The organism is Pseudoalteromonas sp. ABE4_541 (assembly GCF_056312285.1).
On the sequence record NZ_JBSVEM010000001.1, the window covers coordinates 381,236 to 407,527 of the forward strand.

Annotated in this window: 25 protein-coding genes and 3 tRNA genes; 19 read left to right on the forward strand and 9 right to left on the reverse strand. The window is 43.0% G+C overall.

Translation table 11 applies throughout. From position 1 onward, the window contains the following. Nucleotides 1-32: 32 nt before the first annotated feature. The 15 genes from ACW689_RS01840 (at nt 33) to ACW689_RS01910 (ending at nt 17,070) form a co-directional block, all read left to right on the forward strand. Nucleotides 33-860 carry an alanine racemase gene (locus ACW689_RS01840; protein ID WP_476288006.1) on the forward strand — a complete coding sequence of 276 codons (828 nt, stop codon included), beginning with the start codon at nt 33-35 and terminating at the stop codon, nt 858-860. A gap of 51 nt (nt 861-911) precedes the next feature. Further along, complete coding sequence (locus ACW689_RS01845) at nt 912-1,259, forward strand: hypothetical protein (RefSeq protein WP_476288008.1); 348 nt, start codon at nt 912-914, stop codon at nt 1,257-1,259. A gap of 13 nt (nt 1,260-1,272) precedes the next feature. Then, on the forward strand, nt 1,273-2,145 hold the full coding sequence (locus ACW689_RS01850) for a MurR/RpiR family transcriptional regulator (protein ID WP_476288010.1): 873 nt from the start codon (nt 1,273-1,275) through the stop codon (nt 2,143-2,145). A 14-nt stretch (nt 2,146-2,159) separates the two neighbouring features. Continuing rightward, nucleotides 2,160-3,635: an N-acyl-D-amino-acid deacylase family protein gene (locus ACW689_RS01855; RefSeq protein ID WP_476288304.1), complete on the forward strand. Its 1,476-nt coding sequence runs from the start codon at nt 2,160-2,162 to the stop codon at nt 3,633-3,635. A 1-nt stretch (nt 3,636) separates the two neighbouring features. Next, nucleotides 3,637-4,023, forward strand: a complete 387-nt coding sequence (locus tag ACW689_RS01860) for a RidA family protein (RefSeq protein WP_476288012.1) — start codon at nt 3,637-3,639, stop codon at nt 4,021-4,023. Nucleotides 4,024-4,055: 32 nt separating this feature from the next. Then, the gene (locus tag ACW689_RS01865; protein ID WP_476288014.1) at nt 4,056-5,483 is read left to right on the forward strand and encodes a sodium:solute symporter family protein; all 1,428 of its coding nucleotides are present in this window, start codon (nt 4,056-4,058) and stop codon (nt 5,481-5,483) included. 38 nt (nt 5,484-5,521) lie between these two features. Continuing rightward, nucleotides 5,522-6,460 carry a PfkB family carbohydrate kinase gene (locus ACW689_RS01870; RefSeq protein ID WP_476288016.1) on the forward strand — a complete coding sequence of 313 codons (939 nt, stop codon included), beginning with the start codon at nt 5,522-5,524 and terminating at the stop codon, nt 6,458-6,460. Next, a complete protein-coding gene (locus ACW689_RS01875) occupies nt 6,453-8,825 on the forward strand; it encodes a beta-N-acetylhexosaminidase (protein WP_476288018.1) in 2,373 nt (790 codons plus the stop codon). The genes ACW689_RS01870 and ACW689_RS01875 overlap by 8 nt, the downstream gene beginning before the upstream one ends. An 8-nt stretch (nt 8,826-8,833) precedes the next feature. Then, the gene (locus ACW689_RS01880; protein WP_476288020.1) at nt 8,834-9,757 is read left to right on the forward strand and encodes an SMP-30/gluconolactonase/LRE family protein; all 924 of its coding nucleotides are present in this window, start codon (nt 8,834-8,836) and stop codon (nt 9,755-9,757) included. A 186-nt stretch (nt 9,758-9,943) separates the two neighbouring features. Then, nucleotides 9,944-10,651 carry a SapC family protein gene (locus tag ACW689_RS01885; protein ID WP_476288022.1) on the forward strand — a complete coding sequence of 236 codons (708 nt, stop codon included), beginning with the start codon at nt 9,944-9,946 and terminating at the stop codon, nt 10,649-10,651. A gap of 116 nt (nt 10,652-10,767) precedes the next feature. Beyond that, on the forward strand, nt 10,768-11,799 hold the full coding sequence (locus ACW689_RS01890) for an isoaspartyl peptidase/L-asparaginase family protein (RefSeq protein ID WP_476288024.1): 1,032 nt from the start codon (nt 10,768-10,770) through the stop codon (nt 11,797-11,799). 69 nt (nt 11,800-11,868) lie between these two features. Further along, on the forward strand, nt 11,869-12,297 hold the full coding sequence (locus tag ACW689_RS01895; RefSeq protein WP_476288026.1) for a CBS domain-containing protein: 429 nt from the start codon (nt 11,869-11,871) through the stop codon (nt 12,295-12,297). Between the two features lie 116 nt (nt 12,298-12,413). Beyond that, entirely contained in the window at nt 12,414-16,298 is a 3,885-nt protein-coding gene (hrpA, locus tag ACW689_RS01900) for an ATP-dependent RNA helicase HrpA (protein ID WP_476288028.1), read from the forward strand. 88 nt (nt 16,299-16,386) lie between these two features. Then, nucleotides 16,387-16,770: a response regulator gene (locus ACW689_RS01905; RefSeq protein ID WP_476288306.1), complete on the forward strand. Its 384-nt coding sequence runs from the start codon at nt 16,387-16,389 to the stop codon at nt 16,768-16,770. 9 nt (nt 16,771-16,779) lie between these two features. Continuing rightward, nucleotides 16,780-17,070: a PilZ domain-containing protein gene (locus tag ACW689_RS01910; protein WP_476288030.1), complete on the forward strand. Its 291-nt coding sequence runs from the start codon at nt 16,780-16,782 to the stop codon at nt 17,068-17,070. A 169-nt stretch (nt 17,071-17,239) separates the two neighbouring features. Here ACW689_RS01910 and ACW689_RS01915 read toward each other — a convergent pair whose 3' ends face one another. Continuing rightward, a complete protein-coding gene (locus tag ACW689_RS01915; RefSeq protein ID WP_476288032.1) occupies nt 17,240-18,430 on the reverse strand; it encodes a class I SAM-dependent methyltransferase in 1,191 nt (396 codons plus the stop codon). Between the two features lie 189 nt (nt 18,431-18,619). Between ACW689_RS01915 and ACW689_RS01920 the strand changes: the two genes are divergently transcribed. Then, nucleotides 18,620-19,249 (forward strand): HD domain-containing protein, encoded by a 630-nt coding sequence (locus tag ACW689_RS01920; RefSeq protein ID WP_476288308.1) that lies wholly within the window; start codon nt 18,620-18,622, stop codon nt 19,247-19,249. 8 nt (nt 19,250-19,257) lie between these two features. Here the strand turns inward: ACW689_RS01920 and ACW689_RS01925 are convergent, their stop codons facing one another. Beyond that, on the reverse strand, nt 19,258-20,238 hold the full coding sequence (locus ACW689_RS01925; protein ID WP_476288034.1) for an ion channel: 981 nt from the start codon (nt 20,236-20,238) through the stop codon (nt 19,258-19,260). Between the two features lie 91 nt (nt 20,239-20,329). On the opposite strand from ACW689_RS01925, the gene ACW689_RS01930 reads away from it, so the two are divergent. After that, a complete protein-coding gene (locus ACW689_RS01930; RefSeq protein WP_476288036.1) occupies nt 20,330-21,001 on the forward strand; it encodes a M48 family metallopeptidase in 672 nt (223 codons plus the stop codon). Nucleotides 21,002-21,008: 7 nt separating this feature from the next. Here the strand turns inward: ACW689_RS01930 and ACW689_RS01935 are convergent. The 3 genes from ACW689_RS01935 to ACW689_RS01945 all read right to left on the reverse strand — a co-directional run bounded on the left by ACW689_RS01935 (nt 21,009) and on the right by ACW689_RS01945 (nt 21,304). Next, nucleotides 21,009-21,093: transfer RNA gene (locus ACW689_RS01935), tRNA-Tyr, on the reverse strand. 22 nt (nt 21,094-21,115) lie between these two features. Next, nucleotides 21,116-21,200: transfer RNA gene (locus ACW689_RS01940), tRNA-Tyr, on the reverse strand. A 19-nt stretch (nt 21,201-21,219) separates the two neighbouring features. Further along, nucleotides 21,220-21,304: transfer RNA gene (locus ACW689_RS01945), tRNA-Tyr, on the reverse strand. Nucleotides 21,305-21,416: 112 nt separating this feature from the next. Between ACW689_RS01945 and ACW689_RS01950 the strand changes: the two genes are divergently transcribed. Beyond that, the gene (locus ACW689_RS01950) at nt 21,417-21,938 is read left to right on the forward strand and encodes a VC2046/SO_2500 family protein (protein ID WP_476288038.1); all 522 of its coding nucleotides are present in this window, start codon (nt 21,417-21,419) and stop codon (nt 21,936-21,938) included. A 368-nt stretch (nt 21,939-22,306) separates the two neighbouring features. Here the strand turns inward: ACW689_RS01950 and ACW689_RS01955 are convergent, their stop codons facing one another. The 3 genes from ACW689_RS01955 to ACW689_RS01965 all read right to left on the reverse strand — a co-directional run bounded on the left by ACW689_RS01955 (nt 22,307) and on the right by ACW689_RS01965 (nt 23,832). Beyond that, the gene (locus tag ACW689_RS01955) at nt 22,307-22,765 is read right to left on the reverse strand and encodes a YchJ family protein (RefSeq protein WP_476288040.1); all 459 of its coding nucleotides are present in this window, start codon (nt 22,763-22,765) and stop codon (nt 22,307-22,309) included. 12 nt (nt 22,766-22,777) lie between these two features. Continuing rightward, nucleotides 22,778-23,221 (reverse strand): SulA-like leucine-rich domain-containing protein, encoded by a 444-nt coding sequence (locus ACW689_RS01960; RefSeq protein ID WP_476288042.1) that lies wholly within the window; start codon nt 23,219-23,221, stop codon nt 22,778-22,780. A 155-nt stretch (nt 23,222-23,376) separates the two neighbouring features. Then, a complete protein-coding gene (locus ACW689_RS01965) occupies nt 23,377-23,832 on the reverse strand; it encodes a tetratricopeptide repeat protein (protein WP_476288044.1) in 456 nt (151 codons plus the stop codon). A gap of 120 nt (nt 23,833-23,952) precedes the next feature. On the opposite strand from ACW689_RS01965, the gene ACW689_RS01970 reads away from it, so the two are divergent. Next, nucleotides 23,953-25,242: an NCS2 family permease gene (locus tag ACW689_RS01970; protein WP_476288310.1), complete on the forward strand. Its 1,290-nt coding sequence runs from the start codon at nt 23,953-23,955 to the stop codon at nt 25,240-25,242. Between the two features lie 148 nt (nt 25,243-25,390). Here ACW689_RS01970 and ACW689_RS01975 read toward each other — a convergent pair whose 3' ends face one another. Further along, a complete protein-coding gene (locus ACW689_RS01975; RefSeq protein ID WP_476288046.1) occupies nt 25,391-26,152 on the reverse strand; it encodes a hypothetical protein in 762 nt (253 codons plus the stop codon). Nucleotides 26,153-26,292 lie beyond the last annotated feature (140 nt).

Consider the following 26,292-nt stretch of genomic DNA (forward strand, 5'->3'; position numbering starts at 1 on the left):
TTGCTGTGTTTTAAATGAAGGAGTACATAGTCATGAGCGAGTTTCTCAAAGGCTCTGGAGATACACTAAAGTTACAGCACTCTGGGTGGGATATTCTTGCTGAGCAAGTCAGTTTACCCGCAGCAGTAGTGCGCCAAGAAGCGCTTACACAAAATGCTCAGTGGATGGCACAGTTTGCAAAGCATAACAATGTGTTACTTGCACCTCATGGTAAAACGACTATGTCGACAGAGTTGTTTCAATATCAACTCGATATGGGGGCTTGGGCAATTACCCTTGCGACCGTGCCACAATTGATAAGTGCGGTTGAAGCAGGCGTAGAACGCGTGATTTTAGCCAATCAATTAGTTGGAAACTTCCACTTTGAATTGGTGGCGACTTTACTTAAAACAAGACCATTGGAGTTTTATTGCTTTGTTGACTCGATAGACAACGTTCATGCGCTGGGGTCGTTTTTTGACAAGCAGGATGTAAAGCTTAATGTGTTACTGGAAGTCGGGGTATTTTCGGGGCGATGTGGTGTTCGAACAGAGGGTGAGTTACAAGCATTACTCCAAGCATGCCAAGCCTATCCATCTTTACAAGTGATGGGCCTTGGATTTTATGAAGGCGTGATCGGTGGGGACAATGCACAGCAACGCGTTGCCCAATTTGTAGGTGAAGTGATGACACGCGCTGAGCAATTGCATCAGCAAGGGGCGTTCTCAAACACGCAACCAATTATCACGGGGGCGGGTTCAGCTTGGTACGATGTTGTTACTCAAATGATGAAACAAAGCGCCAAGCAAACGCAATTTAAATTGGTTATTCGTCCCGGTTGCTATCTTATTCATGACACTGGCATTTACCAAGATGCGTAGCAAGCCATACTCAAGCGCAGTGAAATAGCGTGTGATGTGCGCGGGGAGTTGGTGTCTAGTTTGTTCATCTGGGCATACGTGATGTCAGTTCCTGAAGCGGGCCGTGCTATTGTGGGTATGGGCAAGCGCGATGTGGCATTTGACGCAGGTTTACCAAAACCTGAATGGCATTATGATAAAAGCTGTAGGCAACTTCAGAAATTACAAGGCAATGTTTATCTTGAGAAAATCATGGACCAGCATGCGATGTTGCGGTTCCCAAATAGTTGTGCATTCAAAGTGGGTGATATGCTCTGTTTTTCTACTTCTCACCCGTGTTTAACGTTTGATAAATGGAAACAAATTGGCGTAGTTGAGAAAGACTGGGTGATCTCTAAAACCATTACGACACATTTTTAATAGAGGCAAAGGCTTGGATATTATTAGTAAAATTAAAGAAGGGTTAGGGCACTTTAGTCCGGCAGAAGAAAAGGTGGCCAGACTCATCATCAGTGAATTAACTTTCGCTGCAAGCGCATCCATTAGTGAGCTAGCTGAAAAAGCCCAGGTGAGTCACGCCAGTATCACGAGGCTGGCGCGTACTTTAGGGTGTGACAATGTCCGAGATCTAAAGTTTCAACTGACTCAATCGGCGGCCATTGGTGAGCGTTTTACCAATCCAGAGTTTGTCGATAAAGAGAAACTCTCCCATGTATACGCTTCTATTCAAGAGATCCTCGCGATAAATGTTGGCTTGATTGAAGAGCAAGTGGTTGAGCTAGCCGCTGATGCTATTTGTGATACTCGACACTGTTTGGTGTTCGGTGTGGGAGGCGGCAGCAGTATGATGGCGCAAGAATGTCAAAATCGTTTATTTCGCCTCGATGTATTAAGTAACGCGCATTCAGATCCCATGATGATGCGAATGGCGGCAGCGACGGTCAATAAAAATGATGTTGTGATCTGCTTATCATTGAGTGGCGTTTCTCCTGACGTGATGGAAGCCGCTCGCATAGCAAAAGAATATGGCGCACAAATTGTGTCTATATGCCCCGATAGTGCGCTGGCTGATATCGCTGATTTTCACCTTCCCATTAAAACTCAAGAAAGTGATTACATTTTCAAACCCAGTGCAGCACGTTATGCGATGATGGCTGCGGTCGATATCCTTTCTAGCGAGGTAGCCGTACGTAATCAAAAGCGCTCAAAAGAAAAGCTAAGGCGCTTAAAAATGCGACTGGATCAACATCGTAACGAAAGTAATAACACACCGCCGGCAGATACACGCTTTCCTTTGGGAGATTAATCATTTTGAAGATCATGGACGTTGATTTCATTATAAAAAATGCCGCCATTTATCAATGGCCAATGGCACATGCAAACATAATGGATGTGGCGATTGATAAAGACCAAATTGTTGCTGTGGGCGACTGTAGCCAATTGAGTGCAGCAAACCGTGTCGATGCAACTGGACTGGTATTGGCCCCAGGGTTTATCGACGTGCACACTCATGATGATCTGGAGGTGCTCCGCAATCCCCATATGCTCAGCAAGGTAAGTCAGGGGGTGACAACGGTTATTGCAGGTAATTGTGGGATCAGTGCTGCACCTTATTGCAAAGACATTGAACCTGTTGACCCAATCAACCTTCTTGGTACAAAAAGCCAGTTAAGATACCAAGAATTAGCACACTATCGGAGTGCTTTTTCACACGCTGCGCCCAGTGTGAATTTGGCAATGTTGATTGGCCATACCAGCTTACGGGCCCAAGTGGTCGCAGATTTAACACAACCTGCTAACCAAAATGAAATAACGAGAATGAAGGCGATGTTGGAGCTGGCAATGGAGCAAGGCGCGTTGGGCTTAAGCTCTGGACTTGCTTACTACAATGCCAAAGCGTCAAGCATGGATGAAGTCAATACGCTCGCGCAAGTGGTTAAGCCTTTTGGTGGTATTTATACCACGCATTTGCGTACCGAATTTGGCGGTATTCTAGATGCGATGGACGAAGCATTTTCTACTGCTAAGCACGCAGATATTCCTTTGGTTATTTCTCACATTAAGTGTGCTGGAAGAGATAACTGGGGCAGAGCGCCTGAGGTTATCGCACATTTTGAAAAACAGCGTAGACACCAAAGCATTGGCTGCGATTGTTATCCGTATTCTGCAAGCTCGAGTACTTTAGATCTAAACCAAGTAACACCGGACACTGAAATATATATTACTTGGTCTGAACCTCACCCTGAAATGGCGAAAAATACGTTGCAAGATATTGCTTCAAAATGGCAGTTGTCATTGTTTGATACGGCCAAAAAACTTCAGCCTGCAGGGGCTGTTTATCACTGCATGTTAGAAGAGGACGTGAAACAATTCTTACGTTATGAATATAGTATGATTGGCTCTGATGGATTGCCTTGCGATCCTCATCCACACCCAAGGTTGTGGGGGACTTTTCCCAGAGTCCTAGGGCATTACAGCCAATCGGAACAAACACTGCCTTTAGCACTAGCTATCCATAAAATGACAGCGTTGCCAGCGCGGCAATTCCAACTACACAAGCGCGGTGAGATCAAAGAGGGTAATTATGCCGATCTTGTTCTGTTTGACCCTAAAAGGGTTTGCGATACAGCCACGTATAGTCAACCTAAACAGCCCGCAGAGGGCATTGAGCGGGTGTGGGTAAATGGCAAGCTCAGCTATGTTGCAGGTGCCAATATTGAGTCAATAGTTGACTATGGACGAGCTGGAAAGTTTCTAACCAATATCCAACAACAAATAAAAATAACGAGAGACTAGTATGGCAATAAAAAGAATTGGTGCCGAAGGTGGCACGGGCACAGGTGGACAGCATTTACCTTTTGCAAAAGCTGTAGAGGCAGGTGGCTGGCTTAAGGTTTCTGGGCAAACACCGATGCGCGATGGTGAGGTGGTAGAAGCCGGTATCGTTGAGCAGTCTCGATTAGCCATCAACAACTGTATAGCCATTATGAAAGAGGCAGGCTATGGGCTTGAGCATGTCACTCATGTGTCGGTGATACTCACTGATGCGCGATATTTTCAATCGTTCAATAAAGTGTTTGCTGAAATATTTGGTGCACACCCTCCTGCGCGAATTTGTATGGTTGCCGACTTGGTTGTTGATTGCAAAGTTGAGGTTGACGTGACCTGCTACAAGGGCGATTGAGCTTCAAAATAACGGCAATTTGAGGAGGGGATATGTCACAGAGTCAGGGGATGTTTTTGTTCGCATTTTTGGTTTATTTGTGCGTGATGGTAGTCATCAGCTGGTTGGTATCTCGTTGGCAACGCTCCAGTGATGACTTCCTATTGGCCGGACGTCAGGTGCCCTTAGTACTTACTTTAGGCACCACAGTCGCAACCATGGTGGGGACAGGCTCATCAATGGGGGCGGTTGGTTTTGCATATCAGCATTCGTGGGCAGGGACGCTGTATGGTATCGGTGGTGCTATGGGCATTCTATTGCTCGCTTGGTTGTTTGCCCCAGCTCGTGCGCAAGCATTTGCGACAATGAGTGAAGAACTGGCAAGTTATGTGGGTAACAACAGTAGTGTGCATAAGGTAGTGGCTGTGGTCATTTATGTTGCCAGTATAGGTTGGCTAGGGGCTCACTTGATAGGAGGTGGCATGTATCTATCTTGGTTGACAGGCATAGATGAGAGTAGCGCCAAACTGTTCATTGGTATTGGATTGGCTGTGTATGTATCATTAGGCGGCTACTCAGCGGTGGTCTGGACTGATGCAGTCCAAGCCATTATCTTGTTTGTAGGCTTTTTACTGATGGCTTATTTCGCTGTTGATTTTATTGGTGGTTGGCAGGTCATAAGCAGTAATAAAGTTGCCAGTGAGCGCGGTTGGCTGTCATATCAAAGCATTGGTTTACTTCCCGCAATTTCACTGTCATTGGCGATTCTCGTCGGGGTGCTTGCAACGCCCTCATTTCGGCAGCGCATTTATTCTGCGCAAAGTGTAAAGAGCATTCGGCTGTCGTTTGCTATTTCTGGCGTGCTGTATTTAGGGTTTTCATTGATCCCCGCCGTGATAGGTATTTGCGCTTATTTAATCAATGGCGATTTAGAAAACTCCGCTTATGCATTTCCCTACATAGCCCTCAACATGCTTCCAGTGACTTTAGGGAGTTTTATCCTGTTGGCGGGGATTTCAGCGACTTTATCCAGCGCAAGCTCAGATGCAATCGCGGGTGTGAGTGTGCTTATCAATGACATTTATAAACGGTGTACGCAAAACGAGATTGCAGTAGACAAGCAGCTGTTAGTATCTCGATTAGCGATGTTAATGACGGTATTTATTGCACTGATGTTGGCGCTGCTAGCTAATGACATTATCAGTTACATCACAAAAATGGTGTCAGTGGTGCTAGCTGGGTTATGTGTGATGGGCTTATTGGGCCGATTTTGGCCTGGGTACACATGGCAGGGGAGCTTGGCAACCCTATTTGCTGGCAGCTTTACAGCTCTAGCTGTCAGTGCTAACAGCGTTTGGCTAAGTTACTTTGGTAACCCCATTATTCCAACACTTTGTGGCACTGTGTTGTTAGGTATTGTCGTCAGCGTACTGACAAAAAATAAAGCCGCAGCAGCACAGCAAGAGCAGGTGGTGTCATGAGGCCATTTATTCGAACAATGGTATTTTTTGGCGAATGTATGCTGGAACATCGTGCAGATGGAAGTCGACATTTTGGGGGCGATACATTTAATACGGCGTGGTATCTAGCATCGCTCATAAAACAAACTCACTTACAAACAATAAACTTGCACTATGCAACTGCCATTGGTTGCGATCGTCACAGTCAGCGGTTTGCACATGTCATGAAAGAAGCGCAAATAGGGGAGCAATTTGTCGAGCGGCTTGAACACAAAACCATGGGGCAGTATTGGATCACAGTGTCAAAGAGTGGAGAGCGCAGCTTTAGATTTGAGCGTGCGCAAAGTGCTGCTCGCGAGTATTTCAATATCAATGAATCTTTAACTTTGGCATTGACGCATAAAACGGTTGATACGATTTACCTGTCAGGGATCAGTTTAGCAATTTTGTGTGATGCGCAACTTAGCCATTTATTGCATTTACTGAGCACCTTTAAAAAACGGGGAGGCATTATTTTTTTCGACAACAATTATCGTCCCACTCTATGGCGTGATAGGCAGCCTCAAAGCGTATATCAAGCCGTGATGACACTGGCTGATATAGCATTTCTAACGCTTGACGATGAGTTTGCTATTCACGGCACACAAACGATAGAAGAAGTACTCGCTCGTTATCGTTCTCACACTGATCAATTGTTGGTGATCCGTCAAGGTGCTTTGCCTTGCATTGTCAAACGTGCAAACGATAAAGAACATATTCTTGTTGAAGCTGAATCACTTGATCCGTGCGCTATTGTTGATACTTGTGCTGCTGGTGACGCTTTTGCGGCTGGGTTTATTGCTAAGTGGTTGAGCTGTGGTTCACAGACGATTGAAGCAAAGATGCAAGCCGCACAATTTGCCCATAAAGTGGCAGCTATAGTGATCCAACATCATGGCGCTTTGATTGACTCTCACCAGTTGCCAAGGCTTAGTGATCAGGAGGCTACTTGTGCGTAGTACGCTCTGTCAATCTGTGATTTGTTTGATAAGCTTGTTGGTGAGCTGCACCGCAATGTGCGAATTGCCGCTCATGCCTATGCCTCAGTCAGTTCAGTTGCAAGCTGGTAAGTTACAACTATCGAGGGCGCTGAACGTGTCGATTGAAGGCTTTTCTGGGCAACGGACTCAGTTTCAGTTAGACAAGTTAGCGATGCATTTCACGCGTATCACAGGCAAAAAAACGTCATGGTTTGTGGCTGATGAAAAACCAGCGCACCTTACTATAGTGGTTGAGTCTAAAGAGCAAACGTTACTAGTGCCTCAGTTTGGGGATGACGAGCGTTATCAGCTGAACATTTCGGGCAGTGGTATTGTGATCCGTGCTCATTCTGTTTTTGGTGCGCAACATGCCTTAACTACACTGTCGCAATTAGCGTCACGTGGTAAAAATCATCGAGTTGTTTTTCCACATGCAAATATCATTGACAGCCCTCGCTTTGTGTGGCGTGGATTGCTTTTAGATAGTGTGCGTCACTTCATATCGGTTGAAACGGTCAAACGCCAGTTGGATGGTATGGCGTCTGCCAAACTCAATGTATTGCACTGGCATCTGACCGACGATCAAGGCTGGCGGATTGAGAGTCAGGCATTTCCAGAATTGACGGAGCGTGCTTCTGATGGACAGTTTTACAGCCAGCAGCAAGTTAAGGACGTTGTTCACTATGCAGCACTGCTTGGGATCAGAGTGGTGCCTGAGTTTGGTATGCCGGGTCATGCCAGTGCGATAGCGGTTGCATATCCCGAGTTAATCACCGAGCAACGCACATACACGATGCAACGTCATTGGGGCGTATTTAAGCCATTGCTGAATATTGCTGATCCCAAAGTGTATGACTTTATTGATAAGTTATTTGCACAAATGACAGCACTTTTTCCAGATAGATATCTACATATTGGCGGTGATGAAGTTGACCCACAGCAGTGGCTTGAAAGTAAAGACATTCAAAAACTGATGGCAGAGCAAGAGCTCAGTAATGGTCAGGAATTACAAAGCTACTTCAATGCACGACTGCAAAGAATTGTGAATAAGTACGATAGGATCATGATGGGTTGGGATGAAATATTACACCCGAATTTACCCAAAAATGTGGTCGTACAATCTTGGCGTGGTCATGATTCTTTGTATAACGCAGCGAAAAGTGGCTACAAAGGCGCGTTATCAACGGGATTTTATATCGATCAGCCGCAATATACACACTATCACTATCGCAACGACCCACAAAAAGCTCTGCAAAAAGTGAACTTATCTCAGCCACAAAAGTTGCGTCAAGCTTTTCAAATAAAGCGCCTTAAAGGGAGCGACGTGAAAGGCGAATTACTTACGTTTGGTCAGCAAGTGCTGATTAAGTTGAATAACAACCATCACCGAGTAGCACGCCTTGAAAATTCAAAAGATGATGTGAGCGCGCGCTTGGTGGTGACCATGGATAGTTGGATGGGACCGCTTAAATTTGAGTTTGATCTTGAGCACAGCGGTGGTTGGGTGTTGATTGGCAATAGCCGTTATCCTGTTGAGTTTACAAGTTCAGAGCATCTACAATCGGTTAGCTTTTCACCTTCGCTTACCAAGGCGCAAGAAGCCCTTATTTTAGGTGCAGAAGCAACTATTTGGAGTGAAATGGTCACCGAAGACAATATTGACTTACGCATTTGGCCAAGGACATATGCCATTGCTGAACGCTTATGGTCTAGTAAATCGCTTATCAACACACAGAGTATGTACGCTCGGTTAGAAAAAATGGATATCTATGCTCATAGGGTAGTGAGGTTGGTGCATCAAACTCAACAACAACAAGGCTTTAACCGCTTGATCAGTAAAGATCTCAGTGAAAAAGAGCGGATAGCCACAATTGAGCTGCTCAATACAATGGCGCAAATGGTAGAACCGAGTCATTACTACACTCGCCATCATATTAAATATCTTAAGAGTGAATACCATCAACAAGCGCCATTGAACTCTTTTGTTGATTTTTTGACTGTGGAAAGCGCGGTAGTGCGCGCTCTGGGGAATAGTGTACAGCAATATATTAACGGTGATGATACGCAGCTCTTAGTGATAGCTGAGCGGCTCGTCCATTGGCAACAGGTGCTGCAAGAAAACAATCACTTATTAGCAAAAAGTCCTTTGCTACACGATGAAGTAAAAACCGTGGGCAAGTTGCTCGGATTTGTGGAACTTGGTCGAAAAGTCTTGTTTGGGTGTCAAAATCATACCGAACAGACAATATCCCAATATGATTTGTTGAATTTACAAAAGCTGAAAGATGAAACTGTCATTGCGGCGATTTATCCGTTACGAGATTTATATTTAGCATGCAAATAAGGAATACCATGAAATTACAATTAGCTGCCTTGCTATTAGTTGCGAGCAATGTTGCCGCCCAACATACTCATGTGCAAACACAAGATTGGATAGAAGATGGGGTGTTTACACAAGGTGTAGAAGGGCCAGCTGTGGATGCGAAAGGTAGGCTGTTTGCGGTTAATTATGGCCTACAAGGCACCATTGGATTGGTTGCAGGAAAAGGCAAAGCAACCAAGCTATTAACCTTGCCCAATGGTTCTGTGGGCAACGGCATTCGCTTTGATAAACTAGGTAATATGTTTATCGCCGATTATGTTAATCATAATGTGCTGCGCATATCTGCCGCCGGACTTAAAAAAGATATTGATGCTTCTAAACACCTCAGTGTTTATGCTCACAATAACAACATGAATCAGCCTAATGACTTAGCTATTATGGATAACGGTATTTTGTTTGCCAGCGATCCCAATTGGCAAACCAGTACGGGCAATTTGTGGCGCATTGATAGTGATGGCAGCACGCATTTGCTTGAAGCAAACATGGGCACCACTAATGGTGTTGCGGTGAGTCCGGATAATAAATCACTGTATGTTAATGAAAGTGTACAACGGAAGGTGTGGCGTTATCGTCTTGATGAAAAAGGCCAAATATCTAATAAACAGCTGCTCATTGAATTTAAGGATTTTGGCTTAGACGGTATGCGGACTGACAAACTAGGGAACTTATATATTGCGCGATATGGGGCTGGAACAATTGCTATCGTGTCTCCACAAGGCAAATTACTTAAAGAAATTCAACTCAAAGGTCAGCATCCAACCAATTTAGCTTTTGGCGGAGAAGATGGTAAAAGCGTGTTTGTCACTATGCAAAAACGCGGCGCAATTGAAATGTTTCGCGTTAATATTGCTGGCAGAAACTTTTCTTCAACGATGGTGGTTAAAAGTAACTAAGTAATCGACATGAAAGAAATTATTATAACGATGTAACAAAAATTGCAAAAACAGAACGGCGACTTGTAAAAATGCAATGACATTTGAAGCGGCACAGCATAAAAGATTTAACTTCCAATTTGGACCCAAAACCTTTAGCCTTAGGGCCACACAAGTAATGATTACAAAAATGAATGGAGTAGTATTATGGCGGAGCAACAAGTGCAGCCTCTACACAACGAGAAACATGCCAACTTCAAAGTACAAAACGGCATCAACGTTGAATTTCTTAAAACACAGCACTTAATTCCAGTTGTAGCTCACGAATTCGCTCGTGTAGCAACTGAGTTCCCAATGGCGTTTGTAAAAAATAACGAAACAGGTCAGTTTCAAGCTGTTGCTATGTTTGGCCTGGCGCCGGGCGAAAACCTATTCGTTGAAGAAGGTAAATGGACAGCTGGTTTTGCACCACTTGCAGTAACTCGTTACCCGTTTGGCTTGATCAAGCACCCAGAAGAAGATCAGTACGGTATTGTGATTGATGAAGCAAGCCCGCTAGTAGGTGAAGAAACTGGTAACGCACTATTTGAAGACGGTAAAGAAACTGAGTATCTAGCTCGTCGTAAAGAAGCGCTAGTTAACTTCATCGAGTTTTCTCGTGTAACTGAAACATTTACTCAGTACCTTGCAGATAAAGAACTACTTGTTCAACAAACACTGACTGTTGAAATCCAAGGCGAGAAAAAAGACATCAATGGTATTTACCTAATAGACGAGCGCAAGCTAAATGAACTAAGCGACGAAGAATACCTAGAGCTTCGTAAGCGTGGTTACCTGGCGCCAATCTTTGCGTTCTTAACATCAACGCACCAAGTAGCGCGTTTAGCACGTTTAAAAGCAAAGCGCTCAGCTTAATAAAAGCTTAGATTTAAAAAGCACCTGCGGGTGCTTTTTTTGTGCCCTAGCATTTGGTCGATTTTTATTGCAAGTCTGATCTATTCCCCGCAAGTTAATATAAAAAGGGGATTAAAATGAAACTTAACTCATTACTTTACTTATCCATGACTGCGTTGTCTCTTATGAGCATAAATGTCTTTGCGGGTTCAAAGCCAATTGCTATCGCAATCCATGGTGGTGCAGGGACAATAGAGCAAAGCAAATTTACAGCAAAGCAAGAAGCCGCATACCGAGCTAAATTATTAGAAGCGGTTGAAGCCGGTTACAAAGTATTGGATGCCGGTGGCGAGAGCCTAGACGCTGTTACAACCGCAATTAATATTTTGGAAGACTCAGAGTTTTTTAATGCAGGAAAAGGCGCTGTGTACACTTTTGACGGTAAGCATGAATTGGATGCATCAATTATGGATGGGCGGAATAGACAAGCAGGCGCCGTTGCGGGTGTAAAGCACATTAAAAATCCAATTAATTTGGCTCGTCAGGTGATGACCGACTCAGTACATGTCATGTTGAGTGGAGAAGGCGCGGAGGAGTTTGCTAAGCGCCAAGGGGTGCTGCTGATTGAAAATGACTACTTTGACACGCCACATCGCTTTGAGGCATTACAAAAAGCTAAGCAGAAGCTCAATGCAAAAGAGAGTAAGCGAGCATACCAAGCATTGCATCAAGCGCTGCCATCAGAATATAAAATGGGTACAGTGGGCGCTGTTGCGCTGGATAAACAAGGCAATCTAGCCGCTGGCACTTCAACAGGTGGAATGACTGCCAAGCGTTTTGGTCGTATTGGAGATTCTCCTATCATTGGTGCCGGGACATTCGCGGATAATCGCTCATGTGCAGTATCTGCGACTGGCCATGGTGAGTATTTTATTCGCTATAGTGTCGCTAGTGATATTTGCGCTCGGGTGCAATATCAAAACAAAACAATTGAACAAGCTGGAAACGAAGTGATACACCAGGTGTTGGCGCCTATTGGTGGTACAGGTGGAGTCATTATTATTGATAACCAAGGACATATCAGCATGCCATTCAATACGAAAGGAATGTATCGCGCAAGCAAATCACAGGGGCAAAAAGCGTACGTTGGGATCTTCAAAAAGGATTGAAAAACAGGCAATTCCATGCGCGCCAGCTATAGTTAAGTTGCTGGCGTTTTTATATGGAGCAAAATAACTATGCAATCAATCAAAGTGGCAGATTATCTTAATCACCGTCCGGTGACTTTTAATGTAGATATGCGAGTAGAGTCTGCGGTTGAAAAATTATTACAGAGCGGTCAATCGGGCGGACCTGTTATAGACAGTAACAAACAGGTTGTAGGTTTTTTATCTGAGCAGGACTGCCTTCGTAAAATGCTTGAGGCAACTTATCAGAATGAGTCGCACAGTGTTGTGGGAGATGTAATGAATGCCGAGCCGGTATGTGTAGGCCCAAATGATAGTGTTGTACAAATCGCTGATAGAATGACGGTGAATAAACCAAAATTATATCCCGTTGTGGATGAAGATGGGCGGTTGCTTGGTGTGATAAGTCGAGCGAATGTGTTACTCGCATTAGATAAACACTTGCATGATACTTATTTGTCAGGTCATCGTTTTGTATAGCGACAAATACTAAATAGTTCCTAAATCGTTTGATATTCTTCACTACAGCATAGGCTCAGTAAGCGGTTTTTGATACACTACGCCGGATCTGATGAATTATAAATAGGTGTTGTGTAGTGAGTGTAGGACCACTGTTTGCTGAGCTAAAATCTTGTTTAAAGAAAGACCAGTTTATTTTAAAAAAGCGCTTGCACGGCGCGAACAAAATCGAAGATTCAGAAAAACAGCGTAAAGTAGTTGCGAGTATTGAAAGTGCCATTGTAAAGAGTCAATCGCTTAAAGTGACTCGCACAGAGCAATTGCCCAAGGTTTCCTACCCAGAACAACTCCCTGTTAGCCAAAAGAAAGATGAAATAAAACAAGCAATAGCCAACAATCAGGTAGTTATTGTTGCGGGTGAAACTGGTTCTGGTAAAACCACACAGTTACCAAAAATTTGTTTGGAGTTAGGCCGAGGTATAGATGGATATATCGGTCATACACAACCAAGACGTTTGGCAGCTAGAAGTGTTGCCAATCGCATTGCTGAAGAAATTGAGTGTTCATTGGGTGAACAAGTGGGCTTTAAGATCCGCTTTAGCGACCAGGTCTCTGATAACACCTACGTAAAGCTAATGACAGATGGTATTTTGTTAGCAGAAATCCAGCAAGACAGATATCTAAACCAATATGACACCATTATTATCGATGAGGCGCATGAGCGCAGTTTAAACATTGATTTTATTTTGGGTTACTTGAAAAACTTATTGCCGAAGCGCCCAGATCTAAAGGTTATCATCACCTCTGCAACGATTGATCCAGAACGATTCTCTAAGCATTTTAATAATGCGCCTATCATTGAAGTATCTGGACGTACATACCCTGTAGAAGTGCGCTATCGACCCGTATTAGATACGCAGAGTAATGACAGTGAGGCACAAGGCGATCAGCTTCAAGGGATTTTTGATGCAGTTGATGAGCTGTGCGATGAGGGGCCTGGCGATATTCTGATCTTTATGAATGGTGAGCGGGAAATTCGTGACACTGCTGACGCGCTGTCTAAACGCAATTTAAAAGGGGTTGAAATACTCCCTTTGTATGCGCGCCTGTCGAATGCTGAGCAGAACAGAATCTTTGCGCCACATAGTCAGCGGCGTATAGTCTTGTCAACCAATGTTGCAGAAACGTCTTTAACCGTGCCGGGCATACGCTATGTGATTGATCCAGGAACTGCTCGGATCAGTCGCTATAGCTATCGAACCAAAGTACAACGTTTGCCTATTGAGGCAGTTTCACAAGCCAGCGCTAATCAGCGAAAAGGTCGATGTGGACGTGTTGAAGCGGGCATTTGTATTCGTTTGTATTCAGAAGAAGACTTTTTATCACGTCCGGAGTTTACCGACCCTGAAATTTTACGCACCAACTTAGCATCGGTAATTTTGCAAATGTTGGGTTTAGGTCTGGGTGATATTACTCAATTTCCATTTGTTCAAGCACCAGACAATAGAAATATAAATGATGGTATTGCGCTACTTGAAGAGCTTGAAGCTGTTTATCCAAGCAAACGGCGTCATGCCACTAAATTAACGCCATCTGGACGTACATTAAGTCGTTTGCCGATTGATCCACGACTCGCAAAAATGGTTTTTACCGCTGACAAGCTAGGAGCGCTTAGAGAAGTTATTGTCATTGTCGCTGCGCTTTCAATTCAAGATCCTCGTGAGCGACCACAAGAAAAGCGTGCAGCCGCTGATGAAAAACACGCGCGTTTTGAACACCCAGATTCAGACTTTGTCGCATTCTTAAACTTGTGGTACTACATTGAGCAACAACAAGAAGAATTGTCTAGAGCGCAATTTAGAAAGCTTTGCCAAAAAGACTTTTTAGCTTATATGCGTGTGCGAGAGTGGCAAGATATTGTCTATCAGGTGACAACTATCTGTGAAGAAATGGGCATGAAGTTGAGTGACAACCAGGCCGAACTGGACAATGTTCACCAAGCTTTACTAAGCGGTATGCTGAGCCACATAGGCGCAAAAGACGAAAATAAGCATTACAAAGGTGCTCGCAATAGCTTATTCCATATTTTTCCTGGTTCCAGTTTATTTAAGAAAAGTCCTAAATGGTTAATGTCAGCTGAGCTGGTTGAAACGAGTAAGCTTTATGCGCGAATGAACGCAAAAATTGATGTGAACTGGGTCGCGCCGTTAGCACAACACGTTGTTAAAAGAAGCTTTAGTGAACCACATTGGGAGAAAAAGCCTGGTTGTATCATTGCTTTTGAACAGCAGACATTATTTGGGCTTATTATCGTGGCGCGTAAGCGCACGGTGTACTCACAAATTGAGCCAAAATTGTGTCGAGAGTTATTCATCAAGGAGGCGTTGGTTGCGCAGCAACTTGGTCAAAATGAAGGCTTTTTGCAACATAATCAGTCATTAATTGATGATATTCATGTGCTAGAACAAAAAGCTCGTCGGCGCGACATTTTGGTGGATGAGCAAACGTTGTTTGAGTTTTATGATGAACGTATTCCACAAGATGTTTGCACTCGAGCTGGTTTTAATCATTGGTGGAAAAAACAAAAGCAAAAAGACAAGCGCTTTTTGCACATGGAAAAGTCATTCTTGATGCAACATGGCGCGGATCAAATTACCGAATTTGACTACCCGGATGTTTGGCATCAAGGGAATATCATGTTACCTCTTGAATACCACTTTGAGCCTGGGCAAGCCATTGATGGGGTAACGGTGAATATTCCATTAGCATTATTAAATCAAGTAACTGAACAAGGGTTTGATTGGCATATTCCAGCGTTCCGTCATGAACTTATATGTGGTTTGATCAAGAGCTTGCCGAAGAACTTAAGACGTAACTTCGTGCCAGCCCCCAACTATGCCGACGCTGTTCTGGCTGCGGTAGAGCCAATGCAAGGTTCGCTTATTGAAGCACTAAGCACGCGTTTATTACGCATGACAGGTGTTAAAGTTAAACCAGAAGACTGGGATCTGAATGCGCTGGATACGCACTTGAAAATACAGTTTCAAGTTGTGGGGGATGATAACGTGGCACTGGCCCACGGCTTTGAATTGCAAAAGCTTAAAGATCAACTACAAGGCAAAGTATCAGATACACTATCTCAAGTTGCTGAGGATGGGATTGAGCAAACTGAAATTACTCAGTGGCAGTTTGGTGACTTACCAAGTGAGTACACGAAAAAACAGGGTAATTATGAAATTAAAGCGTTTCCTGCTTTAGTAGATAAGAAAAACAGTACGGCAATTGAGCTCTTTGATAGCGAAGTTAAAGCGTTTGCACAGCATAAAAAGGGATTGCGTCGACTGGTACTGCTCAATGTACCATCGCCGATAAAGTATTTGCAGCAGAACTTACCCAACAAGTCTAAATTAGGTTTGTATTTTAACCCATTTGGTAAAGTGCAAGACCTAATTGACGATTGTATTGCTGCGGGTGTTGATCAGTTACTCTCTCAGTATCCAGACGTAAGAGACGAACAAACTTTTGAGTTAGCAAAGGAGCAAGTGCGCGGAGAGCTTGGGGATACTGTCGTGTCGATCGCGACTCAAGTTGAACAAGTGTTGAGTGTTGCTCATGGTATTAACAAACGTATGAAAGGCCGTGTTGACTTAACTATGATCACCGCACACGGTGATATTAAGTCTCAGTTAGAGTCACTCATTTTTAAAGGGTTTGTTAGCGCGCATGGTGCAGATAAGTTGCCCGACCTGCTGCGATATATGAAAGCGATAGAAAAACGCTTAGAAAAGCTCCCAGTAGACCCAAATAGAGATAGATTATGCGTTTTAGATCTAGAAAAAGTGGCAGAGGCTTATCAAAAAGCGATTTCGCGCATTCCAAAAGGGCTGCCAATACCGGATAATATACAGTCTATATTTTGGATGCAGCAAGAGCTACGCGTATCTTTGTTTGCGCAAACCCTTGGTACGCCTTATCCAATATCGGCAAAACGGGTGATGAACGCGCTAAAAGAGAGCGAATAATTGTTCAATTTGCTTGCAATTTGTACTAAGCCAATTACCTTATTAAGAGGAACTATTTTTGGATCTTGTAAAGGAAGTGACATCGACTATGTCCGCTCAGCGAACAGGGAATACTACACCACACGTATTAGTGGTAGATGACGAGTATTTTAACTACGAAATGCTTAGCATGGCGCTTTCTGGCGCCTTTGAACTTAGCTATGCGGATTCGGGGAAAAGCTGTCTTTCAAATGCCATCGCGCATAAACCAGATGCAATTTTGCTAGATGTTTGTATGCCAGGCTTGGATGGTTACGATACGTGTCGGATGCTAAAAAATACGCCAGAAACCAAAGATATTCCTGTTGTGATGGTATCTGGTTTGGAGTCAGAGCAAGAACAACAAGCAGGCTACGAAGCTGGTTGCGATGCCTATGTTGTCAAACCTTTTACCATTCAATCCTTATTAGAAAAATTAAAGACTATGGTATAGGGGGAAGTTATGTTGCATGAAGACAAACGTCGATTTATGCGCATGTTAGTTGATACGAAAGCACAACTGACAGTAATAGAGTCAGGGCAGCGACTTGAAGGGGTGTGTCATGATTTAAGTGCAACAGGCTTATCTATAGAAGTCCAAGAACCCGTTGAACCTAATACAATGATGGAAGTGCATATTGATTCAACCAGCGCTGCCATCCCTCCTTTGAATGCACATGCTAAGGTTATTCGCTGCTCTAATGAACAAGAAGACCAGTACACTCTGGGGCTTGAAATAACTCAATTCAACTAAATTCTATCATGTAGGCCATACAGACTCTAAAGGGGGACATTGTATGGCCCATGTATTTATATTTTACCGAAGTAAGCTCAGAGCTGCTTGTTATGCTCATTTTTTCTGTTGCTGTTCGCATAACTGATTTTACTCTGTGACTTTTATAAAGCCACAGAGTAACTGCAATTTAATAAACCTTACAAATGAGCCCTTTTAAGTAAAAGCCTTCAGGGTAGTTGCCTGATATTGGGTGATCAGCAGCTTGATTCAGGCGCTCAACGATCAGCAAGTCTTTCCCTGCATCTAGGGCTGCATCAGCGACGACTTTTTGGAATAGATTTTGTTCCATTAAACCTGAACATGAGAATGTTAATAAAGTACCGCCTGGTTTTAAGATTTGCATCGCAATCATGTTGATGTCTTTATATCCTCTACACGCGCCATTTAGCTGAGCCTTACTTTCTGCAAACTTAGGCGGGTCCATCACGATAGTGTCAAATAATCGGCCTTCATCGCGGTATTGGCGTAATAATTTGAATACATCTTGCTTAACGAACTCAGCTTTTGATAGGTCTAGGTTATTATGCTCAACATTACGTTTAGCTGTATCTAAAGCAGGTTGTGATACGTCAACATTGATCACCTTTTCGCAGCCGCCACGCAGCGCATATAAGCCGAAGGTACCTGTATAACAGAAGCAATTTAGAACTTCTTTATCCTTTACAAAGCGCTCAAGCGCTGCGCGACTATCTCTTTGATCAAGGTAAAAACCAGTTTTATGTCCATTGATAATATCAACTTCTAGTTTTAGGCCATTCTCTTCAATGATAACAGACGATAATGGTGCATCGCCCCATAAGGCACCTTTGGTTTTTTCTAACCCTTCCTTTTTGCGGACATCAACATCAGAACGCTCGTAGATAAAACAATCGGGGAATAGCTCACGTAATGCCATGAGCAAATCACATTTATGGCGTTCAGCACCAGCGCTGAGTAATTGACAAACTAGATAGTTATCGAACTTATCTATGGTGATGCCGGGTAAGCCGTCAGATTCTGCGGCGCATAGCCTATATCCAGTGAGTCCACCTTCAGCAATAACATGTTGTCGTGCATCGAGTGCTCGGCGTAATCGTTTTTGAAAAAATGAAACGTCAATTTGCTCACTTTGATCAAAGCTCCAAACTCTCGCGCGAATTTGCGAGTCTGGACTATAGGCGGCAGTCGCCAAAAATTCTCCATCATGGGTGTAGACAGTGACAGTATCACCTAAGGCAGGCTTGCCCTTTATTTTTTTGATTGCTTTAGAGAAAATCCATGGGTGCTTACGTTTTAATGACTTTTCTCGACCAGGCTGTAAATATAGGGCACAAGACATAAGAATTCCTTACAAAATTGAATGCTTGCCATTTTAGTGAAGGCCATGCCAACATACAATCGTAACAAAGGAATAATCGGCCCATTTAGGTGATAGTAACTACTCACACTGAATTATTTTAGTGTGAAAATACAGATAAAATCTCATTTTTCGCGTCACTGAGAGTGGCTAAAAATACAAGAGAATATGATGCAAGATATTGAACAGGCATGTAAAAGTTTTATGATCAATAGTGTTTTTGCTGACACTGCACATGATCTTACACACATAGAAAGAGTCGTGAAAACGGCAAAACAACTAGCCGAGCAAGAGCAAGCTGATTTAGCTGTTGTGTTACCAGCTGCATGGTTACATGACTGTGTGGCGGTTGCAAAAAATCATCCCGATAGAGCTCGTGCCTCGAAAATGGCTGCGGATAAAGCAGTTACTTTCTTAAAATCGATAAATTATGATGTGTCGAAACTAGATGCGATACATCATGCCATTGTCGCCCATAGCTTCAGCGCGAATGTAACACCTGAAACATTGGAAGCCAAAATTGTGCAAGATGCTGATCGGATGGATGCGCTCGGGGCGATAGGGGTTAGCCGCTGTATGAAAGTTGGCGGAGCAATCGCTCGACATTTATATCATCCAGATGATCCATTTTGTCAAAATAGAGAAGCTGATGATATGCGTTACACACTTGATCACTTTTTTATTAAGCTACTTCATATCGCGGAGCAAATGCATACGGAATCCGCGAAACAAGAAGCGTATAAACGCACTGAGTTTATGAAGGCTTTTTTGAACCAGCTTAAAATAGAGATCTCAGGCTAAGTTGTGAATTAACGTGTCATTCGCTTAACAAAGACCACAACGAATAACGCGAGAGAAAAACTACCTGTAAATGCCTCGATGGCCGCGATAAATCGTGAAATGCCGATTGGGGTTATGTCTCCATAACCAAGCGTTGTGAATGTGACAACGCTAAAGTAGAAACTATTAAGTAATGCACTTATGTTTTCTGCAGCAGATTGTGAAAAATCGAGTTGCAGTAACTGCTCGTTGTACGTCACGCCAAATATGAAATAGAGCAGTGCGCACAATACGATCATGCTGAGACTGAAGCGAATGACGTTTTCGGGTTTTTCACCATATCCACACAGTAAATTGATAAAGCTTGATACCCACCGCCTTTGTGAATACTTCGGGTATTGCTGGTGACGCATACGAAGTTCTTGGTAAGTGTATTTGCCAGCCATTTCGAACAAACCTTGTTGTTCAGCTCCTTTCCTCAAGGATCGATATATTTCTTCAGATTGTAAAAAGAGGTCGTTCGCATCTTCTACTCGTTTTTCTTTCAGGGCTGAAAGTCCTTGTTGCTCCTGAAGCAGCTTGTCACCGAGAAATAGGTTATCCATGCGTGTGTTATTGAGCTTTATACCGAGCAAATTAGTTCCCTCTAGATGACAGCAATGTAAATTGGCGTCTCTAAGGTCTGCTTTCATGAGAGATGCATTTCGAAAGGTGTTATTGAATAAGTGGGCACCTTGGAGGTTGGCTCGGTAGAAGTTACTGTATGACAAGTCGTAACCATTGTGGTCACCAAATTTAACGAGGTTAAGGCCTTCTAAGTTGGCTCGTTTCAGTTCTAAACCTTGAAGTAGCCCGCCACGTTTTGCGTAACGCTCGAGTTTTTGTGTTAACTCTAAACCACTTTTATCAAATTTTGCATCGTGCCAAAAGCATAGGCCTGAGCCCATATCAATTTCTTTGCATTGGTGCCCATCGGGTGATTGATACTGACAGCAGGGTTTGTCGGCCATAGCTTACTGATCTCCTTAGTCATTTATTTTATAGATTAGCAGCTATTTGGCGAGGTAGAATGGTCATGACAAAATTATTTTAAAAATGAAGATGTTTGAATATCAATTGCAGTTGAGTAAAAAGCGTAAAACCGTGGCGCTAAAAGTCACGGATACTGGAGTCAAAGTTTATGTGCCACATAGTGCGTGCATGAGTGAAGTTGAGCGTTGGCTTGAAACGAAGCAAGCTTGGGTTACTCAGCAAAAACGCAAACTAGAATCAGGTGTACAGCCTCAAGTACCTTGGGATGCGAATGAATTAATGGTATTTGGCCAAGCATACAGATTGGTTGCGAACGCGAATGAAGTGTCAAGGGTAGAGCACGAAACACAAACTGTATTTGTTAAGCAAATTGACAATATTGCAGCTTTAAGAAAGCAATTGATCCAACTACTCAGCGATGAAACGCAACTGTATATTGAGGGTCGACTTCCATATTTGTGCAAAGTAATGAATACGGGAATCAAAAGCGTAAAATACAAGGAGTACAAGAGCCGATGGGGAAGTTGCTCTAGCCGCGGTGAGTTGACGTTTAATGTACTTTTAGCAGGAGCACCACAAGCGATGATCGATTATGTCGTTGTTCATGAATTAGCTCACCGCCATATACTAGCGCACAATAAAGCGTTCTGGCAGCTGGTGTCTTATCACTATCATAATTATCGAGAAGCAGTTCTTTGGTTTAAAAAGTTTGGTAAGCAGCTATTTATTGATAAGACATAGATAAAAGTGGTGGAGGGGGCTGGATTCGAACCAGCGAAGGCAGTGCCGTCAGATTTACAGTCTGATCCCTTTGGCCGCTCGGGAACCCCTCCTCTTTTATGGGAGTATACAATTTGGTGGAGGGGGCTGGATTCGAACCAGCGAAGGCAGTGCCGTCAGATTTACAGTCTGATCCCTTTGGCCGCTCGGGAACCCCTCCAAATTGTATTTGTTGTTTGTGGTGGAGGGGGCTGGATTCGAACCAGCGAAGGCAGTGCCGTCAGATTTACAGTCTGATCCCTTTGGCCGCTCGGGAACCCCTCCTAAACAACGGCGGTGATAATAACAAAGTTTTTTATTAAGTAAAGAAAAGTGCTAAAGAAAATTTGAAAAATGCCGATAAAAACGAAGATTCGTAATTAATCGGTGAAACTATATGCAACTTGATGCAGTATTGACCAGAGAAGATCAGCTTGGCACGTCGCTTTCTGTAAGCGTGACTGAGCAACGTCGAGCTGACTTTTCGATGCTATTGGCAATGCTTTCTCAAGATGCATTAGACTTTAGCCAATTTCACCTGCCGGAATCGCCACTTCAAGAAGCTGATTTATCTGAGCAGGCCTTAAAAAAAGAATTACAAATTGGTCCTCAGCGTGAACTCGCGCCAGAACAATTTGATATGTTAATTGGCCAAAGTAATGCGCGCATACTCAGCGAAGGTAGTATGGCCAGTCTGCGCCTAAATGATTGTTTGTCACCTGAACCTCTTGCGATACGAAATGATAAAAAGCATGTACCTTTAGTTGTGGTAGACAACTGTGAGCTCTCGGTAAGAAAACGCTATGAGTCAGTTAAAAGTGGTGACACAGTGAATGAAAAACCCGCTATGAACGCGGCGGGCTTTTATGATCAGCTTGCCAGTGGTGAAGTGCAAAGTGCACTGCAACTCAGTGCATAAATTAACCTCAGCTGTACATAAGCGAGTTTGCCCAATAAAGCAATTTCGCTCACTCTCTTCGTTATTTTCACTTTTAACAGCGCGCAATAACAAGCGGAAATACCTTGGTGTTGAGCAAAATATCATTATTTTAGATTGAAGAGGTTGTAACATATTTATTGTGAGCTATCAAAACTCTTATCCACAGCTGAGGTTAAATTAGGACGCGTTGTTCGTGGCTGAGTGTGTTGCAGCAGTTGTTCGGTTATTTGGCAAAGCAGAAGCTTCGCCGCCTAGTTACTCACATTGATGACTATATGTCATCGTGCGTTTGTGGTACTGAAAACCTTTGATTTGAACAATAGTCATACCTCAAAGTTCAACACCCTCTAATTACTGTGGCATTTCTTAAACTTTTTCCCGCTACCACAAGGGCAATTGTCATTTCTACCCAGTTTGAGTTCAGGGGTTGGGTAGATATCACCATCTAGATATTTCCAGTGCTCGGACTCTGTTATAAAACGCGACTTTTCATGCAGCATGCAAACTTTATTATCTGCAATATAAGTCGCTTTAAACTCGACGTAACTGTCATCAAGCGTTTCAGAAGTGCTCATTATCTCTAATTTAATAAACTGTACCGACTGAGCAAAGAGTAAAATGTCTTCAATACTATGATACTGCTGCTGTGAGCTTGCATAAGTTGTGCGAATATACTCTGCATTTTTTACGCAATACGCACTGTATCTTGAACGCATGAGTTGTTCGGCGGTTGCAGGGCGTTGTGTGCCATTGATAAACGGCGCACAACATTGTTCAAATGGTTCTGGAAGGGAGCAATAACACATTAGGTTTTTGTTTTAAGATATCAATGAATCTATTGTACACGTTTCTTGAGGTGCATTTTTGCTAAAGCAAAAAATATCTGTGTTTGAGCTTGGTAAGTTCAGAGCTTTAAGCGAAATTGGCTCTATAACATCGGTCCAAGTTATCACTGCGGCAAAGTTTCCATTGTTTAACGCAGATCTTAAGACATAGTTCAAATCTACAATATGCTTTTTCCTAATCACCAAAAGTTTACTTGAGTCAATTGAGCAGCTGTCCATCATTGCTTTATTAGGTACGTTGTCAGGCGCAATGAGTAAAGTCCATCCTTTCTTTTGATTACACTGATGAATGATTTTTAATAGTGCGAGACTCGCACTGATATCATCTTCAGTAATAACACAATTAAATGCACTTGTTGCCTCAACTGTGTGAGAGGAGCTTGCAGAAATACCAAAAACAGAACTTGCTTGTAACATAATCAACTCACTGGTGTTATATACAGTATTTGTATACAGTAGTTTATACAGTGTTTAGATGCAAGCAAATATTGATACTTTTTTATACAAAAAATACTGAAGACATAAAAAATGAAGTTGTAGAAACATCCATGTTCTTGAAAGTTAAAGAGGAGCTAGAGTTTTTCTTGGATCATCGTGAGGTGATGAATTTGCTCGTAAAGTGTGGCGGCATAACATTGCGCATCTTTGATACGCTTGGTTGTTAGGTGAGGCTTGAGTTGTTCGATCATTGCTGTGGCTGCGTCCATACCCTGACTTTGAGCAAGTACCAACCAAGCCATAGCATGAAAGGGGCTTTGAGGCACGCCTTGACCCTTGACGAACAGCAGTCCAATATAAAACTGTGCTTTTTGGTTACCTGACATGGCCGCTAACCTTAACCATTTGGCAGCTAAAGGAAACGCCTCTTCCTTCAAATAATACAGCCCTTTTTTAAACGCTTGTTGAGGATCATTCTCATCTGGAAATTTATCCTCGCTATTGGGTGGTGCTGTTACAAAGTCCAGCACGTTGAGCAATTGCTGCTCTAAATCCTGATTTGTTGAATTTTCTGAAGGATTGCGTTCCATAGTGTAACCGTTGTGACATACCCATTTGCAAGTTTAGACGAATTCTAACTATTTTGTCCGGTTAGACCAATGATTTATGTTAAAATCCAACAACTTGTTTCTAATTTAAATACCTTTTCTATGTTTGAGCGCTTATTTAAAGTCAATCAGAACGGCTCCACGATAAAAACGGAGATTATTGCTGGGCTTACAACGTTTGTGACGATGGTTTATATCATATTTGTCAACCCGCCGATGCTAGCCCAAGCGGGCATCGACTTAGGGGCCGCATTTGTTGCGACTTGTATCGCTGCGGCGATTGGCTGTTTTATTATGGGGTTTGTAGCCAATTATCCACTAGCACTTGCTCCAGGTATGGGTTTGAATGCCTTTTTTACCTATGGAGTTGTACTTGGTATGGGCCATAGTTGGCAATCAGCTTTGGGGGCGGTATTTTTATCAGGCTGTATATTTTTATTATTAAGCATTTTTAGAATACGTGAATGGGTTATACAGGCTATACCCTTGGTGTTAAAGCAGGCGATTGCGACGGGCATTGGCGCTTTTTTAGCATTAATCGCGCTTAAAAATGCGGGGATCATTGTGTCTAGTCCTGCGACTTTAGTCCAGCTTGGAGATATTACGCAAGCGGGGCCTTTGCTTGCAATTTTAAGTTTCTTTATTATCGCAGCACTAATGTATCGAGATGTTAAAAGTGGTGTTTTAATTAGTATCTTTGTGGTCACATTAATTGCTTGGGGTGCTGGGCTTGTTAATTATCAAGGTGTTATATCGGCTCCACCGAGTATTGCACCGACCGTTATGCAGCTTGATATTGCGTCGGCCATGGAACTTTCGATGCTCAGTGTCGTTTTTGCATTCTTATTTGTCGACTTATTTGATACGTCTGGTACTTTAGTTGCGGTCACTCAAAAAGCGGGTATGGCAGATGAGAGTGGAAAAATGCCGCGATTGGGCCGTGCACTCTCAGCTGATAGTACGGCAACGATAGCTGGGTCAATGTTAGGCACTTCAACGACAACCTCTTACATTGAATCAGTCTCGGGTGTTTCAGTAGGTGGTAAAACAGGTTTAACAGCCGTGACCGTTGGCGTTTGCTTTTTGTTGATGATGTTCTTTGCACCTTTGGCAAAAATGGTACCTGCGTACGCTACAGCTGGGGCTATATTGTATGTAGCCGTGCTGATGTTACAGAACTTAAAACTCGTTAATTGGGATGATATGAGTGATGCAATTCCGGTAAGTGTCGTTTTATTAATGACACCACTTACATTCTCAATTGCACACGGTATTGCTCTGGGCTTTATCGCGTATACCGCAGTTAAAATTATGTGCCAGAAAGGCCATGAGGTTTCTGCAAGTGTATGGGTACTAACTGCATTATTTGTAATTAAGTTTGCCTTAGAGTAGGGCGTGTTGAGCTTTGCTACCAAAGGCTTCCATTGCGGCGTCATGCGTTACCCACATAGATGACGATGTGCTATCGCGCATGTGGGATATTGAAAGCCTTTGATTTGAAAATTTTACCTTAAAGATCAAGCCCGAGTAAAAGTGGTGGTTACCACTTTTTCTTCGGTGCGAACAGTACGTCTAGGTCGTCTTGTTCTTGCTCTTTCTTTTGTTTTACTGATGATGCGTTAGATGCTTTAAGTTCAGTGCTAATTTCGTCCAAATAGGTTGTCAATTGTGCCTTTTTCTCGGTGACATAATCATCACTATAAGTTACGGCACTCACTGTTGCATAGGCTTTCTCGAAGTACTGTCTAGCAGACCCCACCATATTGGCGGTACGAGCTGACACACCTCTTTTAATTTGGCTTTCCACGTTAATACGTAGTTGTAGCTTTTCTAGTCTTCTATCTTCACTCACAAACATTTGCGTATCAACTTTGCCTTTGGAGTGCTCTGAGCGCAGCACCTGTCTGAGTCTTTTAATACCTTGAACTAGGGCAATGAGTTGTTTATCTGCTTCGGGAAGGCTTAATGCATCATTTTGTGCATCTGGATCAATTGGCGTGTTAAGCCTTTCTTTGGCTTCGTTCAAGCGGTTCTTCAGTTCTTTGTTGGTAGGAGATAGCTCGACCATGGTAGATAAGGAATCTAGTACGCGCCTTTGCAAAACGCGTAAAATCAGCTCTGACATAGGAATGTTACAGCTGTTAACGATAATATCTTCTGATTCTTCAATGATTTTTTTATGTTTTGCTAGTTCTTTTCTACGTTCAGCTTCTTGTTTCTCCTTATGTTGCTGTACTGCACTGACCCAAACTGCAATGACGATCAACGCAACAATCAACATAATAATGATAGAAACAAACATAAATTAACTTCTCTTTGATCACGACTAGAAAGATAAATTTCATCTTACATCAATTAATTGCAATCTGAACAGCTTTCCGTTCATATGGATGAAAAATAATTTAAACTTAAGCATTTATTATTATAGACCAAAACAATAAT

Coding starts and splice junctions, on each gene's coding strand:
- ACW689_RS01975 (WP_476288046.1), bottom strand. CDS start 26,152: ATGTTTGTTTCTATCATTATTATGTTGATTGTTGCGTTGATCGTCATT.
- ACW689_RS01885 (WP_476288022.1), top strand. CDS start 9,944: ATGGCGGAGCAACAAGTGCAGCCTCTACACAACGAGAAACATGCCAAC.
- ACW689_RS01860 (WP_476288012.1), top strand. CDS start 3,637: ATGGCAATAAAAAGAATTGGTGCCGAAGGTGGCACGGGCACAGGTGGA.
- ACW689_RS01890 (WP_476288024.1), top strand. CDS start 10,768: ATGAAACTTAACTCATTACTTTACTTATCCATGACTGCGTTGTCTCTT.
- ACW689_RS01925 (WP_476288034.1), bottom strand. CDS start 20,238: ATGGCCGACAAACCCTGCTGTCAGTATCAATCACCCGATGGGCACCAA.
- ACW689_RS01915 (WP_476288032.1), bottom strand. CDS start 18,430: ATGTCTTGTGCCCTATATTTACAGCCTGGTCGAGAAAAGTCATTAAAA.
- ACW689_RS01855 (WP_476288304.1), top strand. CDS start 2,160: ATGGACGTTGATTTCATTATAAAAAATGCCGCCATTTATCAATGGCCA.
- ACW689_RS01880 (WP_476288020.1), top strand. CDS start 8,834: ATGAAATTACAATTAGCTGCCTTGCTATTAGTTGCGAGCAATGTTGCC.
- ACW689_RS01920 (WP_476288308.1), top strand. CDS start 18,620: ATGCAAGATATTGAACAGGCATGTAAAAGTTTTATGATCAATAGTGTT.
- ACW689_RS01865 (WP_476288014.1), top strand. CDS start 4,056: ATGTCACAGAGTCAGGGGATGTTTTTGTTCGCATTTTTGGTTTATTTG.
- ACW689_RS01910 (WP_476288030.1), top strand. CDS start 16,780: ATGTTGCATGAAGACAAACGTCGATTTATGCGCATGTTAGTTGATACG.
- ACW689_RS01960 (WP_476288042.1), bottom strand. CDS start 23,221: ATGTTACAAGCAAGTTCTGTTTTTGGTATTTCTGCAAGCTCCTCTCAC.
- ACW689_RS01950 (WP_476288038.1), top strand. CDS start 21,417: ATGCAACTTGATGCAGTATTGACCAGAGAAGATCAGCTTGGCACGTCG.
- ACW689_RS01895 (WP_476288026.1), top strand. CDS start 11,869: ATGCAATCAATCAAAGTGGCAGATTATCTTAATCACCGTCCGGTGACT.
- ACW689_RS01870 (WP_476288016.1), top strand. CDS start 5,522: ATGCTGGAACATCGTGCAGATGGAAGTCGACATTTTGGGGGCGATACA.
- ACW689_RS01955 (WP_476288040.1), bottom strand. CDS start 22,765: ATGTGTTATTGCTCCCTTCCAGAACCATTTGAACAATGTTGTGCGCCG.
- ACW689_RS01965 (WP_476288044.1), bottom strand. CDS start 23,832: ATGGAACGCAATCCTTCAGAAAATTCAACAAATCAGGATTTAGAGCAG.
- ACW689_RS01930 (WP_476288036.1), top strand. CDS start 20,330: ATGTTTGAATATCAATTGCAGTTGAGTAAAAAGCGTAAAACCGTGGCG.
- ACW689_RS01970 (WP_476288310.1), top strand. CDS start 23,953: ATGTTTGAGCGCTTATTTAAAGTCAATCAGAACGGCTCCACGATAAAA.
- ACW689_RS01905 (WP_476288306.1), top strand. CDS start 16,387: ATGTCCGCTCAGCGAACAGGGAATACTACACCACACGTATTAGTGGTA.
- ACW689_RS01840 (WP_476288006.1), top strand. CDS start 33: ATGAGCGAGTTTCTCAAAGGCTCTGGAGATACACTAAAGTTACAGCAC.